Source organism: Flavobacterium sp. FG19 (assembly GCF_057809475.1).
Genome location: NZ_JBMDKA010000011.1, coordinates 136271 through 154542, shown reverse-complemented (window position 1 = coordinate 154542; position 18272 = coordinate 136271). Strand labels below are relative to the sequence as shown.

At 35.8% G+C, this 18272-nt stretch carries 11 protein-coding genes; 6 read left to right on the top strand and 5 right to left on the bottom strand.

Annotated elements, in window-relative coordinates:
- The first annotated feature begins 97 nt into the window (after window positions 1-97).
- Window positions 98-1573, top strand: a complete 1476-nt coding sequence (locus ACODST_RS12890) for an MFS transporter (protein WP_488932519.1) — start codon at window positions 98-100, stop codon at window positions 1571-1573.
- A gap of 135 nt (window positions 1574-1708) precedes the next feature.
- Here ACODST_RS12890 and ACODST_RS12885 read toward each other — a convergent pair whose 3' ends face one another.
- From ACODST_RS12885 to ACODST_RS12875, 3 genes are all read right to left on the bottom strand, one after another.
- Window positions 1709-3199, bottom strand: coding sequence for a RagB/SusD family nutrient uptake outer membrane protein (locus tag ACODST_RS12885; RefSeq protein ID WP_488932518.1), 1491 nt, complete (start codon window positions 3197-3199; stop codon window positions 1709-1711).
- A gap of 11 nt (window positions 3200-3210) precedes the next feature.
- Window positions 3211-6219, bottom strand: coding sequence for a SusC/RagA family TonB-linked outer membrane protein (locus tag ACODST_RS12880; RefSeq protein ID WP_488932517.1), 3009 nt, complete (start codon window positions 6217-6219; stop codon window positions 3211-3213).
- A 534-nt stretch (window positions 6220-6753) separates the two neighbouring features.
- Window positions 6754-10875: a hybrid sensor histidine kinase/response regulator gene (locus ACODST_RS12875; protein ID WP_488932516.1), complete on the bottom strand. Its 4122-nt coding sequence runs from the start codon at window positions 10873-10875 to the stop codon at window positions 6754-6756.
- A 632-nt stretch (window positions 10876-11507) separates the two neighbouring features.
- Between ACODST_RS12875 and ACODST_RS12870 the strand changes: the two genes are divergently transcribed.
- From ACODST_RS12870 to ACODST_RS12850, 5 genes are all read left to right on the top strand, one after another.
- Complete coding sequence (locus tag ACODST_RS12870; protein ID WP_488932515.1) at window positions 11508-12215, top strand: PH domain-containing protein; 708 nt, start codon at window positions 11508-11510, stop codon at window positions 12213-12215.
- A 284-nt stretch (window positions 12216-12499) separates the two neighbouring features.
- Window positions 12500-12691 carry a hypothetical protein gene (locus ACODST_RS12865; protein WP_488932514.1) on the top strand — a complete coding sequence of 64 codons (192 nt, stop codon included), beginning with the start codon at window positions 12500-12502 and terminating at the stop codon, window positions 12689-12691.
- Between the two features lie 16 nt (window positions 12692-12707).
- Complete coding sequence (locus ACODST_RS12860) at window positions 12708-13184, top strand: hypothetical protein (RefSeq protein ID WP_488932513.1); 477 nt, start codon at window positions 12708-12710, stop codon at window positions 13182-13184.
- 104 nt (window positions 13185-13288) lie between these two features.
- Window positions 13289-13648 carry a hypothetical protein gene (locus tag ACODST_RS12855; RefSeq protein WP_488932512.1) on the top strand — a complete coding sequence of 120 codons (360 nt, stop codon included), beginning with the start codon at window positions 13289-13291 and terminating at the stop codon, window positions 13646-13648.
- Between the two features lie 458 nt (window positions 13649-14106).
- A complete protein-coding gene (locus ACODST_RS12850) occupies window positions 14107-14796 on the top strand; it encodes a hypothetical protein (RefSeq protein WP_488932511.1) in 690 nt (229 codons plus the stop codon).
- A 17-nt stretch (window positions 14797-14813) separates the two neighbouring features.
- On the opposite strand, the gene ACODST_RS12845 is transcribed toward ACODST_RS12850, so the two are convergent.
- Window positions 14814-17015: an alpha-galactosidase gene (locus ACODST_RS12845; RefSeq protein ID WP_488932510.1), complete on the bottom strand. Its 2202-nt coding sequence runs from the start codon at window positions 17013-17015 to the stop codon at window positions 14814-14816.
- Between the two features lie 28 nt (window positions 17016-17043).
- Window positions 17044-18255 (bottom strand): M24 family metallopeptidase, encoded by a 1212-nt coding sequence (locus ACODST_RS12840; protein ID WP_488932509.1) that lies wholly within the window; start codon window positions 18253-18255, stop codon window positions 17044-17046.
- Window positions 18256-18272: the final 17 nt, after the last annotated feature.

Sequence of the window (18272 nt, the reverse complement as noted above, 5' to 3'; positions counted from 1 at the left end):
TTTTTACATAAGCATGCGCCGTCAAAGAGTACTATTTGTTCTTCCTTTTTGACAAAACAACATGATCCGTTAAAGCAAAAATGCAGCTTATATATTTATGGGAAATAAGTCAACAAAACTTTCTGTACTGGAAAAAACAGGTTACGGTTTGGGGGATTTTGCAGCAAATCTGATTTTTCAGACCCTGCTCACATTTTTAGCTTTCTTTTACACCGACGTTTATAAAATTCCTGCCGCAACGGCCAGTATAATTATTTTTACGGGCGGATTTATTGGTGCTTTTTTCAATATCATTATGGGAATCATTGCTGACCGCACCCGCACGAAATGGGGAAAGTTCAGACCCTGGATATTGTGGACTTCCCTGCCTTTTGGAATTGCCGCTGTTCTTTCATTTTTAACTCCTGATTTGGGAATATCCGGTAAGACAGCCTACGCTTTTCTGACTTATTTTTTATTAGTACTGGTATATTCCGCAAACAATCTGCCTTATGTGGCTTTAAGCGGTGTTTTAACGGGTGATATGAAGGAGCGAAACAGTCTTTCATCTTATCGTTTTGTTGCCGTAATAACAGCACAGTTTATTGTACAGTCACTTTTACTTCCCTTTGTTTACATTCTGGGAAATGGCGATAAAACAGTTGGCTTTAAAAACACAATGCTGCTATTTGCCCTTATTGGAATTATCTGTTTTCTGATTACTTTTTTTACTACTAAAGAACGTGTTATTCCGGCAAAAAACCAGGAATCCTCTGTTAAGCAGGACTTTATGGATTTATCTAAAAATGGTCCGTGGTTAGTCATGCTGCTGGTTACCGTTCTGGTATTTGTAACTTTATCTTTAAAAGGCGGTATGTATGTTTTTTATTTTAAATATTATTTAGATTCTGAGGCTCAGATTATTTTTTTAAATGATACAGGTATTACCGCCTTCATCGATAAATTAAATCAGGCATTATCAGCGATGGGATTTGTCGACTTTCACTGGCCGAAAGACGCTCCAACTTCAGCATTCAGTCTTTTTAATGCCGGAGGAAATATTTTTATGATACTGGGCATTATGTTCTCAAAACCTCTTGCCGATTTGTATGGCAAAAAAAATGTATACATCTGTTTTATTTTATTGTCTGCGCTCACTCTTCTGTTATTCAATTTCTACAGCAGATCGGCAGTTACAATGGTTTTTCTCACTCAGTTACTGCATGGATTTATTTACGGTATAACCATTCCGTTATTGTGGACTATGATTGCCGATGTGGCGGACTACAGTGAATGGAAAAACAACCGGAGAGCCACTGCCATTGTTTTTTCTGCCATGATTTTTGGATTAAAAACCGGAATAAGCATAGGCAGTGCGTTAGGTGCCGCTTTTCTTTCTAAATATGGTTATGTAGCCGAAGAAGTGAATCAGGTTCCCGCCGCTGTTGAAGGTATTAAACTTTCTGTAAGTATCTATCCCGGCTTTATATTTATAATTAGTGCCGTTCTGTTATGCTTTTATACAATAGATAAAAAAATGGAAATTCAGATCGAAACTGATTTGAAAGAAAGAAGAGAAAACGAGGTATTGTAGAGTGTAGATTGTAGATTATAAACTAATCAATTATCAATTGTAAAGTAACTGCCGCTAAAAAATAAACAGCGCATTTTCATGCGCTGTTTATCCAACTACTAACTTAACTTAACTCAACTAACATAATTTAATCATTTAATAACCAGGATTATTATCACTTGGTTTTATATTGGGATTAGATGATGTTTCTCTGTTAGGGATAGGCCATAATTCGTTCCTGCCAGTCTGAAAACCAGTACCTGCCAGTTCTGTACTGGCAATACCCCATCTTATAATATCATCAAAACGACTTTGTTCACCAGCAAATTCTACTTTTCGTTCGTGAACTATGGCTGCGAAAACGGCTTCTTTTGTCGGGGTAATATTAGTTGTTAAACCTGCACGGTCCCTGACTTCTTTAATGTAAGAAATAGCTGCGGTTTGTGAACCTCCGTCTCTCTGGTTTTCACATTCTGCTTTCATCAGCAGTACATCTGCGTAGCGCATAACTTTGAAGTTAATACTGGATTGTACAGCTTCATCGTCTTTCTTATAGTAGTTTTGATACTTTTTCCAGCCGGCATTTCTCAAACCTGCAGAGGTATTGAAATTTTCCGGTGTCATGGTACGTGTTCCGTTCAAATATTTTGAGCCCGGCACATAAAACGTGTCTCCAAAACGCAGATCCCCTGCTTCGTAAGAATTCAGTAAAGCATCTGGAGGATATACGTTGTACCAGCTTAAATTACCATATTCCTGTCCTCTCAGGGTCGATTCGGCAAAACCTGTTCCGCCGCTGTTTCCTGCATCATCCCATTTATTACCCGTTCCGTTGTTTTCATTAAATTCAATTTCAAAAACAGATTCTTTACCATGCTCGGTTTCCTCCATAAAGTTGTTATAAAAACTGCCTTTATCCTCAAGACTGAATCCTGTAACATTATTCAAAGCGGCCAGAGCCAGGTCGTATTTCTTTTCATACAGCAGTACTTTTCCTAAATAAGCATAAGCAGCTTCCTTAGTTGCTCTTCCTGTTTGTTCTACAGTTTTGGAAAGCAGATTTTTGCTGGCAAAATCAAAATCTTCTCTGATTAAATTATAAACTTCTGCCTTAGGGCTTCTTGCAGCTCCTATAATGGTTCCGCTTTTATAAATGGGCAGGTCGCCAAAACGATTCAGTAAAAGAAAGTAATAATAAGCTCTTAAAAAATGGGCTTCGCCTAAAAATTTATTCTTTCTTTCCTGTGATAAAACGGAATTCGATAAAGCATTGATTTTATCTTCATTATCCAATACAAAATTTGCTCTTGAGATTCCTAAAAAACAGGATTCCCAGTAGTACTGAATAATATCATTTCCGGCATTAAAAGAAAAGTCCTGAAAAGGTTTTTTATTTCCTTCTAACTGTGGATTTCCCGCAGCATCCTGTCCCATAAGATCCATTGCAAAAGCAAGGTTCCGGGCATAAAGTCCTCTTGTCTGTAAATTGGCATAAGCGGCATTTACAGAAGATTCTACCTGCGCTGCTGTTTTAAAGAACGTATCGGGCGAAAGTGTATTTGGATTTTTTAATTCTAATTCCGACGTGTCGCATGAATTCATTGTGAAAGCTAACAATGCTGCTGCTATATATTTTATTTTTTTCATCACATTATATATTAAAATTTAACATCAAGTCCAAAAATCACTGATTTTGGCTGTGGATACCTTCCTAAATCAATACCGGCAGAATTGGCATTGCCATCTGTACGTGCAATTTCAGGATCCAGTCCAGTGTATTTTGTAATCGTAATTAGGTTTTGACCGCTGACATAGAATCTTATATTGGAGAAATGATTGTCAAATGTGTCTCCTGATAAAGTATATCCTAAAGTGACGTTTTTTAATCTGGTATAAGAGCCGTCTTCAATATAACGCTGATTCGCCGAAGACCAGTTAATATCGGCTCCCTGTGCCCTTGGCAGGCTCGCAGATGGATTGGTAACTACGCCATTTACCACAATTGCTCTGTCCAGAACCTCTGTACTGGCATTAAACAAACGATTCATTCCTTTTAAATCAAAAGTGTTTGCATTGTAAATATCATTTCCCTGAACACCTGTAATGAAACAGTTAAAATCGAACTTTTTATAAGCTGCCGTAATATTCAGACCATAGGTAAAATCCGGATAGGGATTTCCAATATTCGTTTTATCATTGGAATTGATCACTTTATTACCGTCACGATCAATAATTCTGATATCACCCGGTTTTATATTAGTCTGTCCCGGTCCAAAAACAGCATCTACTTCTGCCTGATTTTGATAAATTCCGTTGGTCTGATAACCATAAAAGTAAAATAACGGCTGCCCTACTTCCAGTCTTGAAAAATTCTCTAAACCTGCTCTCGGCACTGGTCCGCTTAACACACTTGTAACGCCTGGCGCCAAACTTACTACTTCATTTTTACTAGTTCCCAAATTGGCTACAGCAGACCAGGTAAAATCTCCTTTTCGGTCATTATAACCTAAACTTATTTCATATCCTGATACTTTTACATCGGCAATATTCTGGATCTGGGTACCGCCTCCTGCTGATCCCACAGAAGCAGATAAGGGAACGGCAAAAAGAATATCACTGCTTTTGCTGTTAAAATATTCGAATGACCCTGTTAATTTGTCATCAAAAAAGCCAAAATCCAAACCTATGTTTCTGTCATTTTTAGATTCCCATTTCAGATCAGGATTTGCAGCAACCCCAAGAGAAACACCTGGCGCATTACCCCCTGCGATTGGATAGTTGTAATCTGCAAGCAGCGTGGCACTGTACTGGTAATTATCGATCCTGTCGTTTCCGGTTGTTCCTGTACTTGCTCTGAGTTTTAATGTACTGAAAAAAGAATCTGCCATAAAAGACTCTTTGGCAATGTTCCAGCCCACCGCTACCGAATAGAAATTCCCCCAGCGGTTGTTAGCCCCAAAACGAGAAGAAGCATCACGTCTTCCTGAAACCGCAAGCAGGTATTTATCTTCATAATCGTAATTGATACGGGCAATGTATCCAATGTTTTTTTCGACATAATTGGCCGAACTCAGGTTTCCTTCATTATATCGCAGCTGATCAATTTCGTCCGAAATATAGTAACGGCTTCCGGCTACCACATTTTGTGATTTGGAATCAATTTTTGTAATAACTCCTAAAACTTCTAAATTATGTTTGGAAGCAATAGTAGTTTTATAGGTCAGACTGTTATCATAAACAATGGTCTGGCCCTGTGAGTTGGTTTCATTTGTTGTTGAAAAAGCCTGTCTGTGATAGGAACCATCACTATAACTGGGTACAAACGTATGGTCTTTACCAGTATAATAATCCAATGAAACTTGTGACTTAAATTTCAGACCTTTTAAAATCTCTAATTCGGCGTAAATATTTCCTATTATAGACAGATTGTTGATTTTTTGGTACCCTAAATTGGCCACACGAACCGGATTCTCTGCGTCGTTACCATCAATAGCACTTGGCCCCTGATACCCTCCTATACTGCTCTCGTTATAAACAGGTAAATAAGGCGCCATTTTGATAGCATGTTCGAGTAAGGTTCTTCCTCCTGCACTACGCTCCGGATTGATTTTACTAAAAGAGACTCCGATATTACTTCCTACTTTTAGCCTTCCGATATCCTGTGTGTTATTGGCTCTGAAAGAATAACGTTCAAAACCGGTATTGATTACAGCCCCATCCTGTTTCAAATATTCAGCGGAATAACGGCCTGTAGAAGTTTCAGTACCATTTGAAAAACTTAAATTATAATCCTGCATCACACCACTTTGAAAAATCTGATCCTGCCAGTTGGTGTTTATATTGCCAAATTCTGCCGCTCTTGCTGTAAGATCACTTCCCAGATCTTTGGCATACTGCAGGTACTGCTGGGTATTTAACACATCATATCTTTTGGTAATAGTCTGAAAACCTGCATAGGTGCTAAAGCTTAACTGACCAGGTCCTTTTTTTCCTTTTTTGGTAGTAACCATAATTACCCCGTTAAAGGCCTTTGAACCATATAAAGCGGTAGTTGAAGCATCTTTTAAAACAGACATCGATTCGATATCGTTAGGGCTCAGTCCTGATAAGTTTCCTGTCAAAACCCCGTCGATTACGTATAAAGGCGCACTGTTTCCCATTGTAGCCAGTCCGCGGATCGTAACTGTAGGATTAGAACCAGGAGCACCGTTTACAACAGTAACACCCGCTGCCCTTCCCTGCAAAGCCGACTCGGCATTGGTAATGGGCACCGCCGCAATATCTTTTGAACCTACGGTGGAAATCGCTCCGGTTACTTTAGCTTTCTTTTGAGTTCCGTAACCTACAATAACCTCATTTAAATTTTGTGTAGATAAGGCCAGCGTAACATCAATATTATTTCTCGTTCCTACTGTGATGGTTTGAGAAATCAAACCTACAAACGAAAAGGTAATCTTATCTGTAGGACTGACCTCTTTTAGAGTATACTTCCCGTCAAAATCTGTAGAAGTACTGTTTTTCGAACCTTCTACATTAACGCCGGCACCCGGGAGAGGAAACCCTGAAGGATCTGTAACAACCCCTTGTATTGTTTTTGACTGCGCCATCATATTATGACAGCTGACTATTAGCAATGTTACGATTGCAAATTTTAATTTTAACATCATTTCTTGGTTTTTTGATTAGTTTAAATAGTTATTCGGTTGTAAAGTTTTTTATTTATTGTCCTGCTTATTTTAAGTTTAAAAAGCCGTTTTCTTCTTTTTGGTTTTATGAGTTAAAGAAGATCAATAAATAATTCAGGTTTCATTTCATACTGTGATTTTTAAATTTGTTAATACTTATTTCCTGGGGTATTTTAATTTTGTCACTATCCAAAAATATGTGCTTAACCTAAATTTCATCTATTAAAAATGATGCAAAAACTATCAATTTTGTAGCATGATAATTACAAAAAACGCCTAATTCCCAGTTTTCCGGCTATTTAATACCAAAAACAGAAATAGGATATTGCTAATTATAGTGCTGTTTTTTTTTCGCATGAAATAAAAAACAGCACTCATTAACCATTATTCGCTAAAGACTTAAAAAAACAGTTTTAGCAATATGGGTTTGTTTTTAACAAAATGGGCGGACTGATTCTCTTCTTAAAACAAAAAAAGACGGTAAAAACCGTCCTGATAATTTTTCAGAATGAAAAGCTATTTAGTATGTGTAGGAAGCTGTCCGTACTTCTCTTTATAACATTTTGTAAAATACGACGGAGAGCTGAAACCTGTTTTAATACTTATTTCGGTAATATTATCATTACCCAGTTCTATTAATTCCCTGGCTTTTTCTAAGCGTACATTTCGTATAAATTCATTTACCGAAACGCCGGTCAGGGTTTTAATTTTTCGATATAACTGGCTTCTGCTCAAAAATACTTTAGAGGCCAGTACTTCAACGCTCAATTCATATTCGTTCATATTCTCATTGATATAACTGAGTACATTTTTTATGAAATCATTATCGAGTGTTGTCGTTTTTTCTTTTGCTTTGGGAGTAATGCCGTTATAGAATTTATTAAAAATAATCTGCCTGCTCTTCAGCAGCTGTACCAGACTGGACCTCAAAATATCCATATCAAATGGTTTACTCAAATACATATCGGCACCAGAATCAATTCCTTCGAGCTTATCTTTGACCAGCGCTTTTGCAGAAAGCATCAGCAGCGGAATATGGCTTGTTTTTAAATCTGCTTTGATACTTTTGCATAATTCTAAGCCATTCATAACTGGCATAATTACATCAGTTAAAATTAAATCAGGCAGTTTTTGCAAAGCGGTTTCAAGGCCTGTTTTGCCATTTTCGGCTGTTAGTACCTTATACTCTTTTTTTAGTTCATTTTTCAGATAATTCCGCAGTTCCGTATTATCTTCAACAATCAAAATGGTATAAACCCGATCATGTTTTTCCTTATCCTCTATTGATTCAAAAATTTCTTTCTCAACAACCGGCGTATAACTTATTCTCTTTTCTTTTTTAAATTCATCCTGCTGTATTTCGCTTTCACTGAAAAATTCTTTTCCCATAGGAAATATTAATTTAAAAGTGGTACCGGCTCCCAATACACTTTCTACTTCGATAATGCCTTTGTGCAGTTCGACAAATCCGCGGACTACTTCAAGACCTATTCCTGTACTTCCGTAATAGGCCTTATTTAAATTATTGACCTGATAAAAACGATCAAAAATCCGTTTAATATCTTTTTTGTCGAGCCCTGCTCCGGTATCTTCAACAATAACTGAAAAAGAAGGATTGGTATAAGCCGGACTTAGTAATGGAAAGTATACCAATTCTTCGTTAACTACTACTTTGACCGTTATTTTTCCATTATCCGGAGTAACTTTAAAAGCATTTGAAATGACATTAAAAATAATTTTCTCGAACATTTTAGGATCTGCCCAGTCTTTTAATATCTTTTTATCAGATTCAAATTGCAGCTCAATACTGCGGCTTACGGCTTCTTCTTCAAAATAACTTACGATTTCCTTTGTAAAACTAACTACTTCCAGCTGCTGTACTTTCAGCGTCATTTTATTAAACTGAAGCTGATTAAAATCCATAAGCTCGTTGATTAGTCTCGAAAGTCTGTCAGAACTTTTTTGAATAGTAAGCAGTTTATTTAAAACACCATCGGGCAGACTGTCGTCATTTTTACTGATTATATCGGCTAACGGATTTAATATCAAAGTAAGCGGTGTTCTAAACTCATGCGAAATATTGGTAAAAAACTGTAATTTTTTATCGTTCAGTTTTTCAATCTGAACTGCTTTTTTCTGTTCAAATTGTATCATTTGTTTCTGTTTAAAACGATCCTGATAATACTGATTACCAAAATAAACTGCAGCCAGTGCCAGCAGCGAATAAAAAAGATATGCAAATGACGTTTTCCACCAGGGCGGCAGGATTTCAATTTTCAACTCTAAGGGTTTCTGGCTCCAGACACCGTTCTTTTCAGAGACCTTAACCTTAAAAACATATTTGCCCGGCGGTAAATTAGTATAAGTGGCAGAGCGTTTACTTCCTACATAATTCCACGAATCTTCAAATCCTTCCAGATAATAGGCAAATTCATTCCTGGCCGGAAAAGAATAATTTATGGCAATAAAATCAATTGTAAATACAGATTGATCCTGTTTGAGGATTATTTTTTTTGTTTCTGAAATTACTTTGATTAAGGGTGAGTTTTTTTCAAGGGGTTTTACAGATTTATTGAAAAGTTTGAGGTCTGTAAAATAAATAGGAAGCTGTTTACTGCTTTTTTGGAGATTGTCGGGATTAAAATAATTTAAGCCTTCATAACCTCCAAAATACAGAATTCCTTTTTCATCTTTTAAAACAGAATTGTTATTAAAATCATTTCCAAGCAAACCGTCGTAGACAGAATAATTGACGGTTGTTTTATTTTTCAAATCAAGTCTGCTGATTCCTTTTTTTCCGCTTAGCCAAATTCCGCCGTCATTTGATTCTACAATAGAAGCTATTGATTTTTCATGAAGCCCGTTAAAATTTATATACCATTTCAGATCCGCCTTTTTTTTATCATAACTAAACAAGCCCGCACCATCGGTACCAATCCATATTTCTTTGTTTTTTGTTTGATAAAGTGTATTTATGGTATGAATGCTTTTATGGTTTTTAAGCTTGACTGACATTTTATTCCTGAGGGAAGCCACCGAGAAAGAAACAAAATCCTTTGTCCTGACACGGTACAATCCGGTTGTTGAACCCACCCAGACTTCATCATCAGAATCGACAATTATTTTTCGAATATCTGCATTCGCTATCCCATTAGTATAAAATATTTTCTGACTGCAATGATGAAAACGACCATCAGAAGGGGTAAAATAATGCAGGCCTTTTGAAAATGTGCCAATCCATATCACGCCTCTGGAATCTTCAGCAATACTCATTATATTGTCTGAGGTCAAATCCGGAGTATTTTTGGTGTTGTAGTTAATAAAATTACGGCTTCCTTTTTTCAAAAAAAAGATTCCTTCATTCCAGCTCGCAAGCCAGACATTCTGTTTTTTATCGATAAAGACTTTTGTGATATTATCGTTGGTCAAGCCCGAATAAAAACGACTGTCTGATTTGGTAATATGTTTGAAATCTTTAATTTCAGGATTATAAACATCAACACCACCGCCTTCCATCGAAATCCATAACTGCCCGTCATGGTCTTTAGCAATCCCAGTAACGCAGTTTGTTTGTAATGACTGGGGATTTCCTGCTAAACTTTCAATTCCCCGTACTTTACTATTTATCCGGTCAAAAACACCTAACCCTGTATTGTAATACCCCAGCCAGATTCTTTTTTCCTTGTCCAGCAATAACGACCAGACAGAATTGGAACCCAGGCTGCGGTTATTGTATTTGCTGTTTACATATTTTTTTTGAACAGCTCCCTGCTCATTTACGACAATTAAGCCGTCATTTTCTGTTGCACAAAGAATTGTTTTGGCATCTGCCGCCAGAATACACATAATCCTTTTTCTGGTAACAGGATAAGAAACTGCTTGTTTTACCTCAGAATATAAATTGACTTTTACCAGTCCTTTGTAACCGTTACCAATCCATAAATTTTGCCTGTCGTCAATAAACAGGGATACAATGGACCCCGATATTAATTCATTATCTTTAGGAAGTCTTACTTTTTTGACTTCATTCTTTATAGGATCTACTACTTTTAAACCTGAATTTGTTCCTAAATAAATAGTACCATTTTTATCTTTTACTAAAGAGTTGATTAAATAATTTGAAGTGTTTGGCGTATCCAGTTTAAGTCTTGTAATTTTTCGTGACTTACTATTTAATTTCAGCAGACCATTATTAAAAGTTCCCAAATAAATATTTCCTTTATTATCTTCTATGATACTTTTAACAGAAATTACCGCTTCTTTTTGTTCTTTCTTATGGAGATCAATATTTTCAAAAGTATCCAAATCTCTATTGTAAAGGCATAATCCTTCATCTGTACCCACCCATAAATGGTTCTGCTTATCTACATAAACAGTATAAATTAAATTGCTGTTGATCGAATTATTACGCTTGGAATCCTGTTCATAAACGATGTAGTTGATTCCGTCGTACTTGTACAATCCAGCACCATTTGTTCCCATCCACATCACTCCAAACTGATCCTGTGCAATGGTATAGATACCACTTTTTGAGGCTGGGCTGTCTACAAGACGAAACCGATAGTTTTCAAATGTATTTTGAGAAAACAAACTGTTGATAATAAAAAACAAAACTGCAAAACATTTCTTTGGGGACATTTAAAATGATTTTTAAGTTAAAATCTTATAAATATTGGTTTCTGCTATTCATTACTTATTTAATTTTTATTGTCATACTGATCATTTTTTTCTTCTAAAACTATTGTAAAAGCTTTCCAGGTCTGTTTTATCAAAATTGCATGCCGCTTTAAAATAAATTTTATCACAGAAAGGATATGCTTTTTTACGCCGGATCAAAATCATTTTGTGATTAAGAAAAGCCCAAAAAATCAGTTATAAAAATTAATTTAAATTAAAATTTGGTTTGGTTAATTCAACTTTATTCAATACAAATATAAAAAAAAGAGCATATTACACAATCGGTTGCGTTATTTTTATAAGAGATACCTCCTTTTCTATTAAAAAAACTCAGGCAATTTTACTAATAATTCGTGTTCAGGTCTTTATATAATAAGATTCCGCACAATTCCATAAGACTTAAATAAAAACTACTTATCTGCAATTAGTTTTTATTCTATATTTGTTAAGAGTCTTTAAAGCAGCAGCCACATACCATCCATTTTAATTATGTTATTTGCTTATAGGACAATTGAACCACGTCTCAAATTAAACCAACTAAAAACAAATAAATTATGGCAAATTGTATCCTTTGTTCAACTGAACTAAAATTTATGAATACACCCAATTTTGGTGCAGGTAAATTAAGTGACGGCGGGGCTGTTTGTTCTCCCTGCTTTAGCAAAATAAATAGTGTAAGTCCGAGAGTTGCTTTCAAATTAAAAAAGCATTCCACGACTGACATTAAAAGTTTACTTCACGAAACCTTAGCATCAGAAGAACAAAAAAATTCAAAACTTGAAGAAATAAAAAAAACAATTCAGGGGCTTAAAATTAGTGGTTTGTCTACTTTATTAGGAAGAAGGGAAATAAATGAACTTCCAAACATTCTTGCTCCTACTGAAACAATTGACAATTTAGCACAGGGAACCTACAACAAAGGACAAGGAATTCTGGTTTCAACAAACAGACGATTATTATTTGTTGATAAGGGAATGCTGTACGGATTAAAAGTAGAAGATTTTGCTCTAGACAAAATTAACTCCATTCAGTATGAAACCGGGTTGATTTATGGAGAAATAAGAATACATGCATCCGGGAATATTGCCAAAATTGAAAATGTCGAAAAAACATCAGCAAGAAGTTTTTCAGAATTTGTCAGAAATAAACTTTCTCAACCCAAAGAAACTGTCGCCCCACCAACAGCTTCTGAACCAAATGTTCTGGACCAGCTTGAGAAATTAGCAAAACTTAAAGAAAGCGGAATCGTATCAGAGGAAGAATTTAACGAACAAAAAAAGAAATTACTTGAAAAACTATAAAGATTTCAGTCTGAATATTTAGCCTGATGTATCTTACAAAAGAGCAAAGGGTCTGCCTCACTTTGAGACAGATCTTTTTTTTTATGCTTTTAATTCTGTTCGACAAAATAGAAATGACTTTACAAACCACTAAAAAGCCATAAACTCCTCCCCTTTCTTTATTACTTTTTATTTCAAAATGAAAATTCTGTAAACAATTCCAAAAATCATATAAGATTAATTTGTAGTACTAATAATACTTTTAAGTAAAACTTATTGCTTCTACTAAATTAAACTCAATTGATATGATATTTGAAAATTACCATACACGCGAAAAAACTCCAGCTGAGAAAATCTCTTATGAAGAGCAGCTTTTATTAAATTATGATTCAGCATACACTGAAAATAACTGGGAAGCAGAAGATTCAAATGCTAAACTGGCAGGAGAATATGATGAAAATGAGGAGCATCCTGGTACATTTGAAATTTTAAACTAAAAAAACAAATAGGGTTATGAGAAATTCTCCTGTGTTTTTGCTGGGCATTTTACTTTTTTCATGTCAGACAAAAGAAAATAAAAACACGACAACAGTAAGTTCTGACTCGATTACTAAAACTGAAAAAACAGAGACTGTTAAAGAAGTCAACCAACAAATTGGTGACACTGTCTTTATGAATTTTAAAAACGATAAAAATGTATTTACTGCCGAAAGTACTTTAGATTCCGTTCATTCAAAAGTATATGTGAAATTTAAAACAAATAATTCTGGAGAATTAAACGCAAGAATCATAACCACTACTGGCAGTGGAAACATTCGCTTTAACCAGATTATTTTTCCTGATAAAACCTCAGACGGACCTTTTGGAATGGATTTGAAAATCCCTGTTGAGCAAAAAGGGAATTATTTACTGATAATAGGGCATTCACAAATGGCCGATAATCCTTATCTGGGAAAGTTCAGAATAGAACTTGAAAACAGAGAAGAATAGTTGTTTACTAAGCGTTATTTTATTCATATTTGTACTCCAATTGCAGCTCGTATTTCATAATTCATTGTCCATACTGAGTTACAAAGTTTTACAAATAAAAATAAATGACCGTACAAGATCTAATTGGAGATTACTCTATTTCCGGCAGTAACCAGGAAGAAAGCGACCAGATAACCTATAAAGGAATTCTCAGCTTATCTCTGGATAATAATAACCGTATTAAGGCCAAATGGCTTATAAACAATTCACAGGTACAAAAAGGAACCGGCTTCTTTAAAGATAATATCCTCGTCATTAACTTTAGTTATAAAGGCGAAGACAATCTGACTTTTAAAGGTGTTGCTGTTTACAGATGTATCAATAAAGACATTTTAGACGGCTTTTGGTCCGAAAAACACGGAAATCCTCTTTATTTAGGAACTGAATACTGTTTACGAATGGAGAGTACAGAACGACTGAACTAAACCCTGTTTCTAAGTTTTATCCAATAAAAATCAAATCTTTTGAAGAATATATTTTTAAAGAAGTATCTCTAAAAATATACTCGTTTATAAAAAAACTGCCCTAAGAGCTGTTCTTTTATAAATAAGTTTTGATTAGTTAAAAATCCAGTTTTTCAGTAACACAGTTATTGGTCGATCTGGTATAAATTCCTGATTTAGTATAAGTAGTTCCATTCCAAATATAACTTCCGCAGGCTGTTTGTGTGGTTATATTTTCCGTATTCTTTTTTGAATCCTCGACATAACCTCTGATACCCCCTTTATTAACAAAATATTTAAAATATTAAAAGGCAAAAGACTACTATAGGAGTTTTCAGAACAACTGTCTTTTTTTTCAAATTTTGTCACCCTTTTATTCCCTTCGGTTGTCTTATATAGTACACTGTGTAAGTATTAATTTTTAACCGATACGCTATTTTATGACAAACATTACTTCTGCGCTGCTTATCCTTTTTCTTTTTATAAATTCAGCGGGTCAAAATCCTGCTGACGAAAATGAAGAAGGTGTTTATATCATTAACACACAATTATTAGGATACTCTAAAAAAGGGAAACTTCTAAGTTATAAAATGCCTGATGACAGTATTTTTATAAGTAAAGGGTTTGCAATTGAAAAAATACTTCAGTCAAATCAAATAGACTATGGAGAGTTGTTTGAATCTACAATATCCGTAAACAGCTATTGTCTCATCGATTTAAAAAAAGATTTGTATAAAGACCTGGGGCCGGATCTTACTAAAGAAGCCAAAGACATTTCTTCGCAAGATTTAAAAAATAAAACAAATGGTTTTAATTTTCATTATGTTATACATACAGATGAACCTTATACAGTTAAAGATACCCTTTACGAAGGAAGAAGCATTCAAAAAATGAGTTATAAAAGCAAAGACTCTATTACAACTTATGAAGTTTATATGGAGAAAAATTCACCCGGCAGTAAAAACCTGGTACTTTATCATGGTATCGAAGACCAATTTAATGCCACTGCTTTAAAAATAAGGGTGAGCGTTACAACTAATAAAGGAATTTTGGAAACGACCAAAAAATTTATTCCTTTAAAAGACCATGAAGTTTTACAAAAAATAAGAAAATGTACTCAGGAGCCTTAAACAGGTTCCTGTTTTTTCTATTCAACAACTGTAATCTCCAATACGACACTGCTTTCTCTTTTAGAGGAAGAAACTTTTAAACCAATTTTCATAAGGAAATCACCTGAAAAAACATTGCCGGATTCTTCAAAGGTATTTTTTGCTTTTGGCATGATATTGATTTCTTTTACGGTATATTTTTTTAAAGGATCCAGACCCTGTAGTCTGACTAAACTGTAATTGGGATCTGTTAAGGGGTTGAGTGTATAGGAAAATAATACAGCCTTTGTTTTATCTTTATTCGCATACAGTAAAACTGCCCTGCTGTCTTCGTAAGGCGAAACCAGTCGGTACAAATCGCCCTGCCAGATTACCGGACTTAGTCGTTTGTAATTCGCTACTGCATCTTTACAATATACCAGTTCATCTTCTTTTAATCCGCCAACATGAATATCAAACCCCAGTTTTCCCATCATAGCCACATCAGTCCTAAACTTAACCGACTGATTTCCCATTGAAGTTACGTGATTACAGACCGCCAGTGCAGGATAAAAATTAGAATACCCCCATTGTATATAAATACGGTCAAAAGGATCTGTATTGTCGCTGGCCCAGAATTCTGTAAAATAATTCAGCATTCCATAATCGACCCTGCCTCCTCCTCCGGCGCAAAGCATCATAGGGAGGTTTGGATACTTGTTTTTAATCTTATTCAAAACGTTGTATAATCCTTTGGTATATTCGATAAACAAATGCGATTGTTTGTTTTTTAAATATACTGAATAGGCATTGGTCATCATACGGTTGCAGTCCCATTTAAAAAAGGAAACACCAGATTCCGTCTGCATAATATCGTCTACAACTTTAAATACAAAATCCTGCACTTTTGGATTGCACAAATCTAACACCAGCTGTGTACGGTACAGGCTTTTTTCTCTGTTGGGCAGATTTAATACCCAATCCGGATGTTTCTCATACAATTCACTTTTTTCATTAATCATCTCGGGTTCAATCCAGATACCAAACTTTACATTGGTTTCTTTCGCCTTTTCCATCAAAAAACCAAGACCGTCCGGCAGTTTGGCTTTAGTAGCCTGCCAGTCTCCTAAACCGGAGACGGAACCGCTTCTCGGATACTTGTTACCAAACCAGCCGTCATCCAGTAAAAACATATCCACTCCCAGTGTTTTGGCATCCTCAAACATTCCGGCCAGTTTGGACTGATCGAAATCAAAAAAAGTCGTTTCCCAGTTGTTCAGCAGGGTTAAACGTGATTTTTCGCCGTCTTTAAGTCCGTATTTTCGGGCCCAGTCGTGCAAATTTCGGCTAGCCTGTCCTTTGCCCTGAGCAGAAAAGGTATAAATAAACGAAGGCGTTTTAAAAACTGTCCCGGGTTCCAGACTGTATTCTGAAGCAAATTCGTTAATTCCCGAAATAATTCTGAGCTCATTATTGTTGTCAAGATCAAAACTAAACTTGAAATTCCCGGACCAGGCAATGGTTCCGGCAATAACTTCTCCTGTATTTTCAGTAGATTTTGAATTTAACGAAAGAAAAAAGGCCGGAGCGGCAAACATGTTGGTACGTACCCCCAGATTAGAATCGATTAGTTTATTTCCTCTCGTAAGCTGGCTTTCCTCCATTCGCATTTCCTCTACCACATCACTATGATATTGAGTCAGCCAATAACGGTCCGCATCTAAATGCAGTGCCGAAGAAGCATAATTATACAGCACGACTGGCTTTTTCTCCTGATGTCTGATTTCGGTCCAGGATTCGATTACATTTTCTTTATAATAGGTTTTATAAAAAAGAGTGACCCACACCGGATACTGGGGATCTTTCAATTCAATCCTGATTTCTGATGAATTGGCATCCAGTTTTTTACTGCTGTGACTTTGATATTCTAAATCTAGTGACGGATTGCCGTCGTTATGCGTGAGCCGGATCGCAGGTGTAAACAAATTATCGGTTCCAAAAGTCGGATACGCTTTATGACGCAGATCAATCAGAGGATTTCCATCGTTTATGACGAACTTTTTTGTGTTTTCTTTTGATACTAATTCATATTCCAAATCGTTCTGCAGTTTTGTGCCCAGATACGTCTGATACAGCTGTTTGTTTTTACCTGTTTTTAAAACCAAAGCCGAATTTTGGGTTTCAATCTGAATTCTTGGTGTTTCCTGTGCCTGAACAACAGAATAAACCATTAATAGCGATAAAAGCAGCAGCTGTTTCATTTTACATTATGTATTAATTGGGGAAAAATTAATATCCAAAAGGATTGTCAATACTCAGCATGGGTTCGGTGAACCATTTTGGTCCTTCTTCGGTCATATAAAAATGATCTTCATGTCTGATTCCGAATTTTCCGGGAATACAAATCATAGGTTCATTACTTACTACCATGCCTTTCTGCAGTTTTATTTCACTGCCTCTAACCAGATACGGGTATTCATGAATATCCAGTCCGGTACCATGTCCTACTCTGTGTGGTAATCCCGGTAAATTGTAATCCGGGCTTAATCCGGCTTCGGCCAGTGTTTTTCTTGCCGCATCGTCTACTGAACCGCAGGAAGCTCCGATCTTAGCGGCTTCAAAAGCGGCAAGTTGTGTTTTCTTTTCCAGATTCCAGATTGTTTTATATTCCTCTGAAGCTGTTCCGTAAGCATACGATCTGGTAATATCAGAAAGATAACCTTCGAGCCTGCAGCCTGTATCGATAATAACGGCCTGATTTTCCTGTAAAGGCTGAGGTACCGAAACACCGTGAGGATATTGTGTATCATCTCCAAACAATACAATACAAAAATAGGAACCGGAAGAAACGCCTGCTTTGATATGGGCTTTATTGATAAAATCAGTGACTTCGTTTACGGTAATTCCCGGTCTTAATATTCGGGCGGCGGCTCTTTGCACCTCCATTGTAATTTCTTTTGCTTTCTGGATAATGGCAATTTCATTCTCTGATTTCTGCATCCGGCAGCCAGCTGTAATTGGCTGTGCATTTATAAAAGTATAAACACTATTGGCTTTTGAAACACCGTCTGCTAAAAAATAAGGAGCCGATTCGTCAAGCGCTATGGAACCTGAAGAAATGTTTTTAGTCTTTACAATTTCTCCCAATAAAACATATGGTGATTCGTGTTCTTCCCAACAGTTTATAGCTGCTTCTACTTTTCTGTATTTTTTAAAAGTCCCTTCTTCAAATTTAGGTACAATATATTCTAAGGAGCCGTCATCAAAAAGCAATGCCCCTACCATTCTTTCTGATGCGCTCCAAAGTGTTCCCGTAAAATAATACAAGTTGGTTCCTGCATTCAGATACAGCACTTTAACCGATTGTTCTTTCATCAAACGAATGGCATTCTGTATACGTTCTGTATATTCCTCAATCGGAATTGGTTTTACACTCTGAGTTCTGTTTTCTATTTTTTCTAATTCAACGGCTGCGTCTGAACCTCCTACTCCTATTGTCATTGTTTTTATAAAAATTG

Excerpts from the sequence above, each read along its gene's own strand:
- ACODST_RS12890 (WP_488932519.1), top strand. The coding sequence starts at position 98 with ATGGGAAATAAGTCAACAAAACTTTCTGTACTGGAAAAAACAGGTTAC.
- ACODST_RS12885 (WP_488932518.1), bottom strand. The coding sequence starts at position 3,199 with ATGAAAAAAATAAAATATATAGCAGCAGCATTGTTAGCTTTCACAATG.
- ACODST_RS12880 (WP_488932517.1), bottom strand. The coding sequence starts at position 6,219 with ATGATGTTAAAATTAAAATTTGCAATCGTAACATTGCTAATAGTCAGC.
- ACODST_RS12875 (WP_488932516.1), bottom strand. The coding sequence starts at position 10,875 with ATGTCCCCAAAGAAATGTTTTGCAGTTTTGTTTTTTATTATCAACAGT.
- ACODST_RS12870 (WP_488932515.1), top strand. The coding sequence starts at position 11,508 with ATGAATACACCCAATTTTGGTGCAGGTAAATTAAGTGACGGCGGGGCT.
- ACODST_RS12865 (WP_488932514.1), top strand. The coding sequence starts at position 12,500 with ATGATATTTGAAAATTACCATACACGCGAAAAAACTCCAGCTGAGAAA.
- ACODST_RS12860 (WP_488932513.1), top strand. The coding sequence starts at position 12,708 with ATGAGAAATTCTCCTGTGTTTTTGCTGGGCATTTTACTTTTTTCATGT.
- ACODST_RS12855 (WP_488932512.1), top strand. The coding sequence starts at position 13,289 with ATGACCGTACAAGATCTAATTGGAGATTACTCTATTTCCGGCAGTAAC.
- ACODST_RS12850 (WP_488932511.1), top strand. The coding sequence starts at position 14,107 with ATGACAAACATTACTTCTGCGCTGCTTATCCTTTTTCTTTTTATAAAT.
- ACODST_RS12845 (WP_488932510.1), bottom strand. The coding sequence starts at position 17,015 with ATGAAACAGCTGCTGCTTTTATCGCTATTAATGGTTTATTCTGTTGTT.
- ACODST_RS12840 (WP_488932509.1), bottom strand. The coding sequence starts at position 18,255 with ATGACAATAGGAGTAGGAGGTTCAGACGCAGCCGTTGAATTAGAAAAA.